The following is a 15069-nucleotide window of genomic DNA, read 5'->3' on the forward strand; positions in this document are numbered from 1 at the left end:
GCGGCCCGTCCTCAGAGCAGGGTGCCCGCGCGCCAGGCGGCGATCATCCGGGAGGCGATGGAGGAGCTGGGCGGCAGCACCAGCTCGCCGGCCGCCTCGGCCCGGTCGACGTCCTCCCGGCTCCAGAACCGGCCCTGCACCAGCTCCTCGCCGTCCACGCTGACGTGGCCGTCGCGGCTGCGGGCGGTGAAGCCCAGCATCAGCGACCGCGGCGTCGGCCACGGCTGGCTGCCCCAGTAGCGCAGGTCGTGCAGCTCGACGTCGGCCTCCTCGGTCATCTCCCGGTGGATGGCCTGCTCCAGGGACTCCCCCGCCTCGACGAAGCCGGCGAGGATGGAGGCGCGGCCCTTCGGCCAGCTGCCCTGGCGGGCCAGCAGCAGCCGGTCGTCGGGGTCGAGGATCGCCACGATCACCGCCGGGTCGGTCCGCGGGAACAGCTGCTCGCCGCACCGGGTGCAGACCCGGGCGAAGCCGCCGTTGATCACCCGGGTGGTCCCGCCGCAGACCGGGCAGAAGCCGGCGTGCCGGTGCCAGTTCACCAGCGAGACGGCGACCGTGGCGAGGTCGCGCTCCCGCTCCTCGAGCTGGTGCCCGACGGCGCGCAGGCTGTGGGTCTCGCCCTCCGGCAGCGAGAGCACGGTGAAGACGGGCACGTCGGCCACCATCCCCAGCAGGTAGTGCCGCTGCGGGTCGAAGGTCACGAAGGGCCGCGGCAGCCGCAGCCGCCGGCCGCCGTCGCAGGTGTAGAACTCCCCCGTCTCGGTCACCTTCAGCAGCCGGGCGTTCTCCTGCTGCCACAGCTGGGCGACCCACTCCTCGTTGTGCCGGTGCTGGGCGACACGATCCAGCTCACTGCTGCCCGACCAGATGCTCACCCGGACAGGCTAGGCCATCCGGACCGGTGCTCCTGCCGCCCGGACGGGCGGGCGGGCGTGCCTCAGCCGCCGCCCAGCAGGGACGCCAGCTCGGCCGGGCCGGGCAGCTCCTCGAGCAGCTCCAGGCGGTCCTCGCGCACCCAGTAGAAGCCGGCCTGCACCCGCTCCACCGGCACGCCGGAGAGCTCGGCCCAGGCGGCCCGGTAGATGGCCAGCTGCAGCGGGTCCGCCTCGCCGGCGGCGGAGGTCTTCCAGTCCACCACCAGGCAGCAGGCCGGCTCGGAGGCCGCCACCGCAGCAGCCCCGGCCGGTTCCCCACCGGCCCGGTGACCGGCCGAGCAGTAGACGGCGTCGATCCGGCCGCGGACCACCTGCTCGCCCAGCACGGTGGTGAACGGCAGCTCGAGGTGGGCGGGACGCCGGGCGGCGAACTGGCCCTGGGCGAAGGCGCGCGTCAGCGTGTCGAGGTCGCGCTCCTCGACCAGGTCGGCGTCGGCGGAGCCGGGCACCTCGTCGAGGTCCACCAGCGCCGTCGCGCCCAGGAAGGTCTCCACCCAGCGGTGGAAGCGGGTGCCGAGCAGCGCCCCGCGCGAGGGGGGCCGCGGCATCGGCCGGGCCAGCTCGGCGGCGAACCCGGACGGGTCGGCGTGGGCGCGCATCAGCTCGGTGGCGGTCAGGTGGGACGGCAGCCGCACCCGGTGCCGTGAGGAGCGGTTCTGCCGCACCTCGGCCACCAGCCGCTCCAGGTCGGCGTCCCAGCCGGCCAGCTGGACCTCCTGGTCCAGCAGCAGCGGCTCCGCCCCCTCGACCGGTTCGTAGCCCTGGCCGGCTGCCGCCCGCCGGCGTGCGGCCGCGACGGCCTCGGCCGCCTCACGGCGGCGCAGCCAGGCGTCCGGGTCGAGCGGGCTCGGCCAGGGCACCGGCTCGCGGGCCACCACCAGCGGGTTGCCGGCGCCGGGCTCGGGAGCGGAGGCGGTGTGCAGCACCCGCCCCTGCCGCTCCGCCTCGGCCAGCACCGCCTGCAGGTACGGCGAGGGCTTGCGGGGCTTCTGGACGCCGTCGCGCCACCGGTGGCCGCTGCCCACCAGGACCCGCCGGGCGCGGGTGACGGCCACGTAGGCCAGCCGGTCCTCGGCCTTGCGCGCCTCGAGCTTGAGGTCCTGGGCGTAGGCGGTGAACGCGGCGTTGCTGACCTCCTCCAGCTGCGGGATCGCGTCGGCGTCGCCGCGGAGCTCGGCCGGCACCACCGCCGCGTTGGTCAGCCAGTTGTCGGTCACCCGGTCGCTGGGGAACACGCCCTCGACCAGCGCCGGCAGGTACACCTGGGTCCACTCCAGCCCCTTGGCCCGGTGCACGGTGAGCAGCTTGACGGCGTCGTGGTCGGAGGGCACGGCCTGGTCGAGGCCCGAGCCCTGCTCGAGCTCGGCCCGCAGGTAGGCCAGCAGACCGCTGAGGGAGGCGTCGCCGTCCACGTCGACGTAGCCGGCGATGGCGTCGAGGAAGGCCGCCAGCTGGTCGCGGCGCTGCCGGCGCTCCAGCTCGGGGGTGGCCACCAGCTCCACGTCCAGCCCGAGCACGGCCACCACCCGGCGGGTCAGGTCGAGCACCGGCTCCTCGACGTGGGCCCGCAGCCCGGCGAGCTCGGCGGCGAAGCGGGCGAACCGCTCCCGCGCCTCGGCCGAGTACGGGGCGTCGCCCGGGTCCTCGAGCGCGTCCAGCAGGCTGGTCACCTCGGTCGGGTCCACCTCGGCCACGGCCTCGTCCAGCGCCGCCAGCACTGGGTCGTCCTCGGCGCCGGGGGCATCGGCCCGGCGCGCCGCCAGCTCGCGGGCGCGGGCGCCGAGCAGGGCCAGGTCGCGGGGGCCGATCCGCCAGCGCGGACCGGTCAGCAGCCGCACCAGCTCGGGGTTGGCGGTGACGTCGTCCAGCACCGTCAGCGTGCTGACCACGTCGGCCACCTCGGGCAGCTCGAGCAGCCCGCCCAGGCCGACGATCTCGGCCGGCACGTCGCGGCTGGTCAGCTCGGCGTAGACCCGGGCGATGTCGGCGTTGCGGCGGGTGAGGACCGCGACGTCGGACCAGCTCGGCACCTCCTCCGACTCCCGGGCCGAGACGATCTGGTCGGCGATCCAGGCGACCTCCTCGGGCCAGGTGTCGAAGGTGGCCGCCCGGACCTGGCCGGCGCCGGCGCTCTGCGGCGCCCGCAGCAGGGTCTCGGTGAGGTCGACGACCGCGTCGCCGGTGCGCAGCGGCGTCGCCACCACGTTGGCCACGTCCAGGATGGTCTGCCCGGAACGCCGGTTGACGGTCAGCGCGAAGGAGCGGGCGGGACGGCCGCTGGCGTCGGGGAAGTCGTCGGCGAAGGCCATGATGTTGCTGGCCGCGGCGCCCCGCCAGCCGTAGATGGCCTGGAAGGGGTCGCCCACGGCCGTCACGGGGTGCCCGCGGCCGGTGCCCGGTGCCGCGCCGGAGAAGAGCCCGCGGAGCAGCCGCGCCTGCGCGGACGACGTGTCCTGGTACTCGTCCAGCAGCACCACCCGGTACTGGCGGCGCAGCAGCGCCGACACCTCGGGCACCTCGTCGGCCAGCCGGGCCGCCACCGCCATCTGGTCGGCGAACTCGACCACGCCGAGGCGTTCCTTGAGCGCCTGGTAGTCCCGCACCAGGCTGGCCACCTCCAGGCGCTCCTCCAGCCGGACCGCGGCGTTGCGGATCGCGACGTAGGGGGCGCCGGTGCGGGTCGGCGGTGCCGAGGCCAGCGCGAGACGCATCTCGCGGGCGTGGGCGTCCAGCTGGTGGGCCTCGACCAGGTGGGAGCGCATCTCGGCGTCCAGCCGCAGCACCCGCTCGGTGACCGTGTCGGGCCGGAACCGGCTGATCTGCTCGAAGGGGCCTGCGGCGGCGCGGACCACCCGCGAGGCGAGCCGGTAGCGGGTGGCGCCGGTGATCATGGTCGGGTCCGACTCCACCCCGATCCGCAGGCCGTGCTCGGAGACCAGCCGGGCGGCGAAGGCGTCGTAGGTCATGATCACCTGCTCGCCGGCCTCGTCGACGCCGGTGGTGTCGAGGACGCCGGCGGTGGCCAGCGCGGCGCGCACCCGGGCCGAGAGCTCCGCGGCGGCCTTGCGCGTGAAGGTGAGCCCCAGCACCTCCTCCGGCCGGACCGCCCCGGTGCCCACCAGCCAGACCACGCGGGCGGCCATCACGGTGGTCTTGCCCGAGCCGGCTCCGGCGATGATCACCCCGGGCGCCAGCGGGGCGGTGATGGCCTGCAGCTGCTCCTCGGAGAACTCGATGCCGAGGGCGGCGCAGAGGTCGTCGGGGCCGGCGAGGCGGCGCGGCCCGGCGGTGGCCGGGGCGCTCACCGGACCACCTGGGCCCCACGGCCGACCGCCGGGCAGCTGGCGGTGAAGGGGCAGTAGCGGCAGGAGTCGCCGGCGCGGGCGTCGAACCGCTCACCGCGCACCACCTGCACCGCGCGGGCCAGCCGGGCGTGCACCCAGGTCGGGAAGGCGCCGGCCGTCTCGTCGGCGTCGGGCAGCTGCGGGTGGTCGTCCAGCGAGGGCTGGTGCAGCACCCGCGGGTAGGGCTCGCCGTCGCCGTCCTGGGCCCGCAGGAACACCAGCTCACCACCGGCCACCGCCCGGGTGCCGCCCAGCCGCTCGAAGGCCCCGTGCTGGGCCGCCAGCTGGTAGACGCCGAGCTGGTCCATGCCCAGCACCTGCTCCGGGCGCGGCACCCGGCGCGAGGTCTTGAAGTCGACCACCTGCAGCCGGCCGTCGGCGGTGCGCTCCAGCCGGTCCACGGTGCCGGTCAGCACCACCTGCTCCTCACCCACCGGGACCGTCACCTCGAAGGGCACCTCGGTGCCCAGCAGCGTCCGGCTGCTGCTGCGCTGCTCCCAGCCGAGGTAGCGCTCCAGGGCCGTCTCGGCCTCCAGCCGCTCACCGGCCTCCATCCAGTTGGCGTCGAAGGCGATCTGCTCCCACACCCGGTCGAGGTGCTGGCGGGCGTCGTCGGCCTCGATCGTGCCGCGGGCGGCGTGCTCGACCAGCACGTGGACCACCGAGCCGACGCTCGCGGCGCTGCTGCGCCCGGACTCGGCGTTCGCGCGCCGGGACAGGAACCAGCGGCGGGGGCACTCCAGCAGCGACTCCAGCGAGCTGCCCGAGATCCTCACCGGGGCGCCGGGCGGCACCACCGGCCGCTCGGCACGGGAGAGCTCCTCCATCCCCCACCAGCGGGCCGGGTCGGCCGCGGGGGCCACCGGACGGCCGTCCTCGTCGACGGCGTCGGCGAGCCGGGCCAGCCGGACGCAGGCCGCCTCGCGCACCGCCGGAGCCGCCTCGGGGTCGACGCCGACCCGGCGCAGCTCGCCGATCAGCGCGGGCAGGGTCAGCGGGCGGCGCGGCCGTCCGGCCAGCTCCTGCACGGGCACGCCCAGCTCGGTGACGAACCTCGACGGCTGGTCGCCCTCGCCCTCGGTGCCGGCCACCGCCGTGACGACCAGCCGGTTCCGGGCGCGCGTGCAGGCGACGTAGAACAGGCGGCGCTCCTCGGCCAGCCGGACCCGGGCCGGCTCGGGGTCCCCCAGCCCCGAGCGGTCGAGCCGGTCGGCCTCGAGCAGCGACCCCCGCCGGCGAAGGTCGGGCCACAGCCCCTCCTGCACCGAGGCCACCACCACCAGCGGCCACTCCAGCCCCTTCGAACGGTGGGCGGTCAGCAGCCGGACGGCCGTCCCCCGCAGGTCGGACTCGCGCTGGGTGTCGGCCGGGATCTGCTGGCCCTCGACCTCGGCCACGAAGCCCTCCAGACCGCGGCTGCCGGTGACCTCGCGGGAGCGGGCGGCCATCTCGAACAGCGCGCAGACGGCGTCCAGGTCGCGGTTGCTGCGCACCCCCGCCTCGCCGCCGCCGACCGCGGCGCTGCGCAGCCGCCGGGGCCACTCGGTGCCCGTCCACAGCTCCCACAGCGCCTCCTCGGCGGTGGCGCCGCGGGCGACCAGCCGCTCGACCCGGGTGAGCAGGGCGGCCAGCCGCTGCGCCTTGCGGACCTCGGGCCCGGGCGCGCACTCCTCCAGCAGCTCCGGGCGCAGCAGCGCCTGGCGCACCAGCTCGGCGGAGGACCGCGGCAGCGCGGCCCCGGCCAGCTCGCGGCGCTCGGCGTCGCGCAGCGCCCGTCCCAGCCGTCGCAGGCCCAGGCCGTCCAGGCCGCCGAGCGGGGAGACGACCAGCCGCGCCGCCTCGTCCGCGTCGAGCCGGCGGCCGCGGGCGACCACCTGCAGGGCCAGCAGCAGGGGCCGCACCGCGAGCTCGGAGCCGAGCGGGATCTCGTCGCCGGCCACCTCGACCGGGACCCCGGCCGCGGTCAGGGCCCGGGTCAGCGGCGGGATGCTCACCCGGCCGGAGCGGACCAGGACCGCCATCTCCGACCAGTCCAGCCCGTCGCGGAGGTGGGCGGTGCGCAGGATGTCGGCGATGTGCTCGGCCTCGGCTCCCACCGAGTCGCAGGTGTAGGCCTCGACCCGGCCCGCGCCCTGGCCGACGTCGAGCACCTCGGGGTGGCGGAAGGCCGCCACCTCGTCGGCCGGGATCCCGGCCGGCAGCGGCAGCCGGTCGGCCACCAGCCGCGTGGCGTGGGCCACCCGGCGCCCGAACCGGCGGGTGGTGCCGAGCGCCAGGGTCGGGGCGGGCTCGCCCTGGGCGGTGCGGAAGGTGGTCGGGAAGTCGGCCACCACCCGGGCGTCGGCGCCGCGGAAGGCGTAGATGGACTGGTCGGGGTCGGCGAACACCGTGAGCGGACGGCCGTCACCGGCCAGCGCGCGCAGCACCGCGACCTGGGCGGGGTCGGTGTCCTGGAACTCGTCGACCAGCACGGTGCCGAGCTCGTCGCGCAGCGTGCGGCGCACGTCCGGGTCGGCGAGCAGGATGCGGCACCGGTGCACCAGCTCGGTGTAGTCGATGACCTGCTCGGCGTCGAGCACGGTGAGGTACTCCTCGAAGAAGGTGCCGACCGCCGTCCAGCCCTGCCGGCCCGCCTTACGGCCGGCCTCGAAGACGTCCTCGGGGTCCATCCCCAGCTGGCGGGCGCGGGCGACCACCGCCCGCACCTCCGCCGCGAAGGCCCGGGTCGGCGCCGCCCGCGCGAACTCGCTCGGCCACTCCACCTGCTCGGTGCCGGCGAGGACCTCGCGGATGCGGAACTCCTGCTCCGGTGCGGTGAGCAGCCGCAACGAGGCCCCCAGCACGTCGGCGTCGGCGAAGCGGCGCACCACCGCCAGGCAGAAGGCGTGGAAGGTCATGGCCGAGGGCGTGACCAGGGAGCGGGCCAGCCGGGCTGAGATGCGGCGGCGCAGGTCGGCCGCGGCCCGCCGGGAGAACGTCAGCACGAGGACCCCGCCGCCCCCGGGCCGGGAGAGCCGGTCGGCGCAGGTCTCGACCAGCGTGGTCGTCTTGCCCGTGCCGGGCCCGGCCAGCACCAGCAGCGGCCCCTCGCGGTGCTCGACCACGGCGCGCTGGCGCTCGTCGAGCTGCGGCGGGGCGCTGCTCACGGCCAGCGGTGGCAGCAGGGTGAAGTGCTCCCGGGCGGCGGGCGCCGGCGCGGGCTCGCCGACCTCGGGGGCGGCGGTGGGGGTGGTGCTGCTCACGACCGCCATGCAACCAGATCGCACCGACACTTCCGGCCACCCGCGTCCGGCCACCTCGGCACCGGTTCGGCGGTGGTTGGATGGGAGGGTGCCGCCCCGCCGTCCTCCGCAGCCGCACCCGCGGTCCCCGGGCACCTCGGAGCCGGACGCCGGTCCGACCGGCCAGCGCGCCCCGCTGGACGAGACGCTGGTCGAGGCGGTGCTGGCGATGACCGAACGGGTGCCTGCCGGCACCGTGGTCAGCTACGGCGACCTCGCCGAGCTGGTCGAGCGCGGCGGCCCCCGCCAGGTCGCGGCCGTGCTGTCCCGCTGGGGCGCCGGGGTGCCGTGGTGGCGGGTGGTCCGGGCCGACGGCCGGCTGGCCGACCCGGTGCGCGACCGCGCCGCGGCGCTGCTGGCCGAGGAGGGCGTGGTGCTGCGACGCGGTCGGGTCGACATGGCCGTGCACCGCTGGCGGCCGGACCTCGGTGACGGAGCGGAGCCCGCTCCCTCACCGGTCGACGCCGGCGAGGACCCCGGCGAGGACCCCGGTCAAGGCGGGCCGGGCGGTGCCCCGGGCGGGATCTCGGGGACTCGGAGGTGGATTTGACTCCTTCGGGTTCCCTCGGGCCTCCACATGTGCAAGGCTGGGACCGCTGAAGCAAGAAAGCTGTGTGCGTGGTCGAAGTCACGTCGTCGGTGGTTTGCGAGGGCGTTGGTCGACAACTCCCATTCAGTCCCGAGCAGCGAAGTGCTGCCCGGTGAGTTTCTGAGAGAGAGAACGTTCATGGCACAGGGAACCGTCAAGTGGTTCAACGCCGAAAAGGGCTACGGATTCATCGCCGTCGACGGGGGCGGCGCTGACGTCTTCGTGCACTACAGCGCGATCGACAGCCACGGCTTCAAGACCCTCGACGAGGGCCAGCGGGTGGAGTTCGAGACCACCCAGGGCCCCAAGGGTCCGCAGGCGGACCGCGTCGTCCCGCTCTGATCCTCGTGCGCGGGTGATCCACCCGCCTCACGCACCGCACCCCCGGCTCCTCTGGCGCCGGGGGTGCTCTGCTTCCCGGGCCGCCGCTTACACTCGGCGGGTGCGGCACGGGATCGACAGCTGGGACCAGCTGGCGTGGGCTGCGGGGCTCGCGGCCGCGACGGCCGCCGCCCCGCTGGTGCTGCTGGGACTCCCGGCCGCGGTCCTGGTCCCCGGCGCCGTGGTGCTCGGCTGGTCGGCCGGGCGCCACCTGCGGTCGCTGGGCGTGGCCGTGTCCGTGCTGACCGGCACCGCGCTGGTCACGGTGCTCGTCCCGCTGGTGCGGGACCCCCGGAGCCTCGGGTCGGCGGGCATCACGACCCTGCTGCTGCAGCTGCTGGTGGCCGTGCTGCCCTGGTGGCTGGGCCGCTCGCGACGGCTGCGGCTGGAGCAGGCCGCTCGCGAACGGGCGCTGGTCGAGCAGCAGGCCCGCGCCGGCGAACGGTCCCGGATCGCCCGGGACATGCACGACTCCCTCGGCCACGACCTCGCGCTGATCGCCCTGCAGGCCGGCGCCTGGGAGCTCACCGCCGGCACTCCCGAGCAGCGGGCCGCCGCCGCAGCGGTGCGGTCGGCGGCGGTCGCCGCCACCGACCGGTTGCACCTCGTCATCGGCCTGCTCGTCGGGCCCGACTCCCCCACCGGGGCGTCGACGGCGCAGGAGGAGGAGCCAGGAGCAGCCGGTGGCACCGACGTCACCGCCCTGGTGGAGCGGGCCCGCCGCCGCGGCATGGCCGTCGAGCTGAGCTGGAGCCGCGCCGAGGTCGCCGGCGCAGCGGCTCCCTGGTCCGCGGAGACGGCCCGGGCCGCGGCCCGGGTCGTGCAGGAAGGACTGACCAACGCCGCCAAGCACGCCCCGGGGAGCCAGGTCGTCGTGCGTGTCGAGGACGCCGACCCGGTCCGCGTCGAGGTCGTCAGCACCGGCGGCAGCACCCCCACCGCCAGCAGCGGCGGCGGTCGCGGTCTGATCGGGCTGGACGAGCGGCTCCGCGTCCTGCGCGGTCGGCTGGAGGCGGGACGCGGCGACGCCGGGTTCCACCTCGTGGCCACCATGACGCGGCAGGCCCGGGCCGCCGGTCCCGTCGACGGTGACCCGGCCGCGCGCCAGCTGGTCGACCTCCGCCGCCAGGGTCGCCGCGGCCGGCTGCGGGCCGCCCTGCTGCCGGTCTCGCTGGCACTCGCCCTGGCCACGACGCTGGCCACCGCCCACGCGGTGACCGTCGCCCAGACGGCGCTCGCACCGGCGGACTACGAGCGGCTCCGGCTCGGTCAGCCCCGCGTCGAGGTCGCCGCACTGCTCCCCCCGCGCTCGCAGGCCCAGCCGCCGCCGCTGCTCGTCGTGCCGCCGGCACCGGCAGGGGCGTCCTGCTCCTACTACCAGGCGCGCTCCTCGGTCCTCGACCTCAGCTCCGACATGTTCCGGCTCTGCTTCGGCCAGCTCCCCGGGACGGCGGACGAGCCCGTGCTGATCGCGAAGGACCACCTGGTGGCGGCAGTGGGAGGGCGATGACCGGGGACAGGACCGTGCGGGTGCTGGTCGCCGACGACGAGCCGCTGGTCCGCGCCGGCGTGCGGGCGGTGCTGGCCAGCGACCCGACGATCGAGGTGGTCGCGGAGGCCGGGGACGGCCGCAGCGCGGTGGAGGCCGCGCGGCGCCACCGCCCCGACGTCGCGCTGCTCGACGTGCAGATGCCCGAGCTGGACGGGCTCGACGCGGGCGCGGAGATCGTCCGGTTGCTGCCCGGGACGCGCACGGTCGTGCTGACCACCTTCGGCGCCGACGACAACATCCGCCGGGCCCTGGCCACGGGCGCCTCCGGGTTCGTGCTCAAGGCCTCGGACCCGCGCGAGCTCGTCACCGCCGTGCACGCGGTCGCCGAGGGGGCCGCGTTCCTCTCACCCAGGGTCGCGGAGCGGGTGGTGGCCCAGCTGCGGCGCGACGTCGGCGCCCCGCGGTCCGCGACCGTCCTGGTCGACCGCCTCACCGACCGGGAGCGGGAGGTGCTGGGGCTGCTCAGCCGGGGGCTGTCCAACGCCGAGATCGGGCGTCGGCTCTTCATGGTCGAGGGCACCGTGAAGGGTCACGTCAGCTCCATCCTGGTCAAGCTCGGGGCCGCCAACCGGGTGCAGGCGGCGATCCTGGGCTACGAGGCCGGGCTGACGCGCTGAGCCGCCTGCCCGGCGCCGGAGGTCACGCATCCCGCAGCCAGAGGGCCACGTACCCGCCCAGCTGGGCGAGCAGCACCCACACCGCCAGGACCGCCAGGGCCGCTCCGGCGCCGTAGGCACCTCCCTCGGGGCTCGTCAGGGCGGTGCCGGCCGTGCTCGGCAGGTAGGTGGTGGCGGCCTCGAGCCATCCGGCCCTCGTCATCTGGGCGAGCAGCGGAGCGGCCAGCAGGAGCAGCAGCGAGACCAGCACCGAGACGATCGTGCTGCGGGTGATCGCGCCGATGCCGAGCACCAGGGCGCTGACCAGCGCCAGGTAGCCGCCGATCCCCAGCACGGTGCGCCAGGCCTCGTCCCAGCTGGTGGTGTCGGCGGTCCCCAGCACCACGCGGGCGGCGACCATGCCCGCGACGGCCAGCGGGACGCCGGCGCAGAACCCGGCGGCCGCCGCCACCAGCGTCTTGGCCAGCAGCAGCTGCCCGCGCAGCGGCGTCTGCCGCAGCGACAGCCGGATGCTGGCGTCGGCGTACTCGCCGGTGACCACCGTGACCGCCACCATCAGGACCGGGAGCTGTCCGACCGTGACGGCCTGGGCGGCCAGGGCCGCCGCCGAGGCGGTGACGTCGTAGCCGTTGGCCGCGCTGGCGCTGATCGAGGCGGCCACGACGACGGCGAAGACGACCGTGAGGGCCGCCGCGCCGAGCAGCGCGAACCAGGTGAAGCGGAGGCTGCGCAGCTTGATCCACTCCGCGGAGGCGGCGGCGGAGGTGCTGGCCAGCGCGGCCCGGAGCGACGGTGCTGGCGTGGTCGGTGCGGGCGTCGTCGGTGTGGGCGTGGTCGGTGTGGGCGTCGTCATGGTTCAGGGCCTCCTGGTGGTGGGTTCGTCGGACGCGGCGCGGTACTCGACCTCGGCGCCGGTGAGCTCGAGGTAGGCCTCCTCCAGCGAGCCTGACCGGTGGGCGAGCTCGTGCAGCCGGATGTCGTGACGGAACGCCAGCTCACCGATCGAGGCCGGGCTGGTCCCGGTGACCAGCAGCTCGTCCGGGTCCGTCTCCTCCTCCGGCGTGCCGGGCTGCACGGTCCAGCCGGCGGCCCGCAGCAGCGGGGCGAACCGGTCCCGGTCGGGGGTGCGGACCCGGACGGCGCTGAGGGAGGCGGAGGAGATGACGTCGTCCAGCGGCGCGTCGGCGACCAGCCTCCCGCGGCCCAGCAGCACCAGGTGGTCGGCGGTGTGCTGCATCTCGCTCATCAGGTGGCTGGAGATGAGCACGGTGCGGCCCTCCCCGGCCAGCTCCCGCACCAGCGTGCGGATCCAGCGGACGCCGTCGGGGTCCAGCCCGTTGACGGGTTCGTCGAGGAGCAGCACCGGCGGGTCGCCCAGCAGCGCGGCGGCGATGCCCAGCCGCTGCATCATGCCCAGCGAGAAGCCCCGGGTGCGGCGGCCGGCCACCTCGGTCAGCCCGACCGTGTCCAGCACCTCACCGACGCGCCGCCGTGGGATGCGGTTGCTGGCGGCGACCGCCTGGAGGTGGGCGGCCGCCGTGCGGCCGGGGTGGGCGACGGCCACGTCGAGCAGCGCCCCCACCTCCCGCAGCGGGTTGCGCAGGGCGGCGTAGGGGCGGCCGCCGACCAGGGCCGACCCCGCCGTCGGCCGGTCGAGTCCGACCACCATCCGCATGGTGGTGGACTTGCCGGCGCCGTTGGGTCCCAGGAAGCCGGTGACCACACCGGGACGGACGGTCAGGTCGAGCCGGTCGACCGCGAGCGTGCGGCCGTAGCGCTTGGTCAGTCCGGTCAGCGTGATCACGGGACCAGCTCCGCCACCGGGAGGGAGGCGGGCACGGCGTCGAGCACCGGCTGCGGCTCGTCCCGCAGGTGGTGGTCGAAGAAGGCCCGCAGGTAGGTCCGCTGCACGGTCAGGCTCTGCTCGGGGTCCACCGTCCCGATGGCCGCCCGCACCGCCTCCTCGTCGAGGTCGACCTCGCGGCCCACGGCCGGCAGCACGTGCTGCAGGTCGGTGAAGCTCATGTGCTCGCCGTCGGGGAGGTGCAGGTCGCGTCTCCAGCCCGTCATCCGCGCCCAGTAGTCCGCCCAGTCCGGAGCGTCCCGGTGGGTGTGCGGGCGCCCGGAGTCGCCGTCCGTGCCCGCCCCGACCAGCAGGAAGGGCCGGTCGATGCGGCCGTCCGGATCGGCCTGGTACTCCTGGCCCATGCTGCCGTCGAGGTTCACGCCCGCGTCCAGCCGGGGGTCCGCCTGCATCGCCTCGGCGGCGGCGAAGCCGCCCATCGAGTGGCCGAACACCCCGACCCGGTCGAGGTCGAGCACCGTCCGCAGCCCGGTCGGCAGCGGGCGCCGCTGCTGGTCGGGGTTCCCCCCGGCCACCAGCAGCTCCAGCTGGTCCAGCACGAAGCGGAGGTCACGGACCCGTTCGGCCAGGGCCTGCTCCAGGTCGACTCCCCGGGCCGGCAGCGTCAGCCCGGAGGGGAGCTCGACCGGGGCCTGGTAGGTGCTGTCGACGGTGACGACGACGTAGCCGTGGCTGACCAGCTCCTCCACCAGGATCGTGCCCAGGGCCCGGGACATGCCGCCACCGGGTGAGTACAGGACCACCGGCCGCGGGGTCGTGCCGGCGACGGGGGCACGGGTCTGCGCGGAGGAGACCGCTCCGGCGAAGTCGACGGCGCCGCGGGCGATCCCCAGCTCGGCCGAGGTCTGGTCGTAGAACGAGGCCACCCGCTCGGGCAGGTAGGGGGTGGCCGGTGCCCCCGGTTCGTGCACCGCCGGGTACCAGATGCTGATCATCAGCTCCCGGGGTCCCCCGTCCTCGGCCCAGGGGTCGGTGCGCTGGCGGTCGACGAGGTGGAGCTCCAGGGTGCCTGGTCGCTCGGGGCCGGTCGGCGTCGGCAGGCCGAACGCCACCGGGTCCCCCGGGCCGGAGGCCGAGCTCCGGGCGACCAGCCCCGGCAGGGTGGAGACGGCGGTGAGGAGCACCGACACGGCGAGGGCCGACGCCAGCGAGGCACGGCGGACGGCATGGGGGTAGCTGGATGTCATGCCCTCAGGCTGCTGCGCCAGGCGGCGGTCGCACAGGTGCCGGCCGACAGGTGCACCCCCTGACGGAAGTCAGGGGTCGCGCGACGCCGCTCCTCCCCGGAGGGCTCGGGTCAGGCCGGGTGGGACTGCCAGGCCTCGATCCCGCCGGCCAGGTGGGCCAGGTCCTCGAACCCCGCCTGCTGCAGCCGTCGCAGGCTGGCCTCGGAGCGGACGCCGCTGCGGCAGTACAGCACCAGCGGCTCGTCCCGTGGCAGCCGGTCCAGCGCGGTGCCGGCGTCGATCTCGGGCTTGGGCACCAGCACCGAGCCGGGGATGCGGGCGACCTCGGCCTCGTGCGGCTGCCGGACGTCGACGAGGGTGAACCGGCGCCCGCCCCGCTCCCGCTCGGCCAGCATGGCCCGCAGCGTGGCGACGTCCACCTCCGCGACCGGCGCCTCGGCGGTGGTGAGACCGCAGAAGTCGGCGTAGTCCTGCAGCTCGGTGATGGTCGGCGACTCCCCGCACAGCGCGCAGCCGGGGTCGGCGGCCACCTCCAGCGTGTGCCAGGACGCGGTCAGCGCGTCGTGCAGCTGCAGCCGTCCCAGCAGCGGCTCGCCCGCACCGGTGATGAGCTTGATCGCCTCGTTGACCTGCGCCGCGCCGACGGCGGCGCAGAGCACCCCGAGCACGCCCCCCTCCGCGCAGCTGGGCACCATGCCCGGCGCCGGCGGCTCGGGGAACAGGCAGCGGTAGCAGGGGCCGTGACCGGCCCAGAACACGCTGACCTGGCCGTCGAAACGCAGGATCGACGCCCACACGTAGGGCTTGCCCGCCAGCGCGCAGGCGTCGTTGACCAGGTAGCGGGTGGCGAAGTTGTCGGTGCCGTCGACCACCAGGTCGTACCCCGAGACCAGCTCCATCGCGTTCTCGGAGGTGATCCGGGTGCGGTGCCGCACCAGCTGCACGTGCGGGTTCCACTCCGCCACCGAGTCCGCGGCCGAGTCGACCTTGGCCCGGCCGACGTCGGACTGGCCGTGCAGGATCTGGCGCTGCAGGTTCGACACCTGCACCACGTCGTCGTCGACCACCCCGAGCACGCCCACCCCCGCGGCGGCCAGGTAGGCCAGCGCCGGGCTGCCCAGACCACCGGCCCCGACCACCAGCACCCGGGCGTTCTTCAGCCGCAGCTGACCGGTCAGCCCGATCTGCGGCAGCAGCAGGTGCCGGTCGTAGCGCACCAGCTCCTCCGCGGTGAGCGACTCCGCGGGCTCCACCAGCGGCGTCCCCGCCCGCCCGGGCGACCCCGCCTGGTCGAGGGACCCCGCCTGGTCGAGGGACCC

General features: G+C 75.9%; 11 protein-coding genes. 4 read left to right on the forward strand and 7 right to left on the reverse strand.

The features are described 5' to 3' along the window. Window positions 1-11: 11 nt before the first annotated feature. From nudC to GC722_RS08900, 3 genes are all read right to left on the reverse strand, one after another. Complete coding sequence (gene nudC / locus GC722_RS08890; RefSeq protein ID WP_156609564.1) at window positions 12-875, reverse strand: NAD(+) diphosphatase; 864 nt, start codon at window positions 873-875, stop codon at window positions 12-14. A gap of 62 nt (window positions 876-937) precedes the next feature. Continuing rightward, entirely contained in the window at window positions 938-4240 is a 3303-nt protein-coding gene (locus tag GC722_RS08895) for a UvrD-helicase domain-containing protein (RefSeq protein ID WP_197429918.1), read from the reverse strand. Beyond that, entirely contained in the window at window positions 4237-7521 is a 3285-nt protein-coding gene (locus GC722_RS08900; protein WP_331714579.1) for an ATP-dependent helicase, read from the reverse strand. Before GC722_RS08900 ends, GC722_RS08895 begins: the two co-directional genes overlap by 4 nt. Window positions 7522-7609: 88 nt before the next feature. Here GC722_RS08900 and GC722_RS08905 point away from each other — a divergent pair, with 88 nt between their 5' ends. The 4 genes from GC722_RS08905 (at window position 7610) to GC722_RS08920 (ending at window position 10699) form a co-directional block, all read left to right on the forward strand. Then, complete coding sequence (locus GC722_RS08905; RefSeq protein WP_331714580.1) at window positions 7610-8110, forward strand: MGMT family protein; 501 nt, start codon at window positions 7610-7612, stop codon at window positions 8108-8110. Between the two features lie 177 nt (window positions 8111-8287). Next, window positions 8288-8491, forward strand: a complete 204-nt coding sequence (locus tag GC722_RS08910; protein WP_156609567.1) for a cold-shock protein — start codon at window positions 8288-8290, stop codon at window positions 8489-8491. 100 nt (window positions 8492-8591) lie between these two features. Next, window positions 8592-10040 (forward strand): sensor histidine kinase, encoded by a 1449-nt coding sequence (locus tag GC722_RS08915; protein ID WP_156609568.1) that lies wholly within the window; start codon window positions 8592-8594, stop codon window positions 10038-10040. Beyond that, window positions 10037-10699 carry a response regulator gene (locus GC722_RS08920; RefSeq protein ID WP_156609569.1) on the forward strand — a complete coding sequence of 221 codons (663 nt, stop codon included), beginning with the start codon at window positions 10037-10039 and terminating at the stop codon, window positions 10697-10699. Before GC722_RS08915 ends, GC722_RS08920 begins: the two co-directional genes overlap by 4 nt. Before the next feature lie 22 nt (window positions 10700-10721). On the opposite strand, the gene GC722_RS08925 is transcribed toward GC722_RS08920, so the two are convergent. The 4 genes from GC722_RS08925 to moeB form a co-directional block, all read right to left on the reverse strand. Next, entirely contained in the window at window positions 10722-11552 is an 831-nt protein-coding gene (locus GC722_RS08925) for an ABC transporter permease subunit (protein WP_156609570.1), read from the reverse strand. Between the two features lie 3 nt (window positions 11553-11555). Continuing rightward, a complete protein-coding gene (locus GC722_RS08930; protein ID WP_331714581.1) occupies window positions 11556-12503 on the reverse strand; it encodes an ABC transporter ATP-binding protein in 948 nt (315 codons plus the stop codon). Continuing rightward, a complete protein-coding gene (locus GC722_RS08935; protein ID WP_156609571.1) occupies window positions 12500-13750 on the reverse strand; it encodes an alpha/beta hydrolase family protein in 1251 nt (416 codons plus the stop codon). Before GC722_RS08935 ends, GC722_RS08930 begins: the two co-directional genes overlap by 4 nt. A gap of 110 nt (window positions 13751-13860) precedes the next feature. Continuing rightward, entirely contained in the window at window positions 13861-15003 is a 1143-nt protein-coding gene (gene moeB, locus GC722_RS08940) for a molybdopterin-synthase adenylyltransferase MoeB (RefSeq protein ID WP_331714582.1), read from the reverse strand. Between the last annotated feature and the right edge of the window lie 66 nt (window positions 15004-15069).

The sequence above is a fragment of the Auraticoccus cholistanensis genome (assembly GCF_009742705.1).
GTDB lineage: Bacteria > Actinomycetota > Actinomycetes > Propionibacteriales > Propionibacteriaceae > Auraticoccus > Auraticoccus cholistanensis.

What these genes read in the sequence shown, in the direction of transcription:
- GC722_RS08925 (WP_156609570.1), bottom strand. Translation starts at nt 11,552, where the DNA reads ATGACGACGCCCACACCGACCACGCCCACACCGACGACGCCCGCACCG.
- GC722_RS08920 (WP_156609569.1), top strand. Translation starts at nt 10,037, where the DNA reads ATGACCGGGGACAGGACCGTGCGGGTGCTGGTCGCCGACGACGAGCCG.
- GC722_RS08935 (WP_156609571.1), bottom strand. Translation starts at nt 13,750, where the DNA reads ATGACATCCAGCTACCCCCATGCCGTCCGCCGTGCCTCGCTGGCGTCG.
- GC722_RS08910 (WP_156609567.1), top strand. Translation starts at nt 8,288, where the DNA reads ATGGCACAGGGAACCGTCAAGTGGTTCAACGCCGAAAAGGGCTACGGA.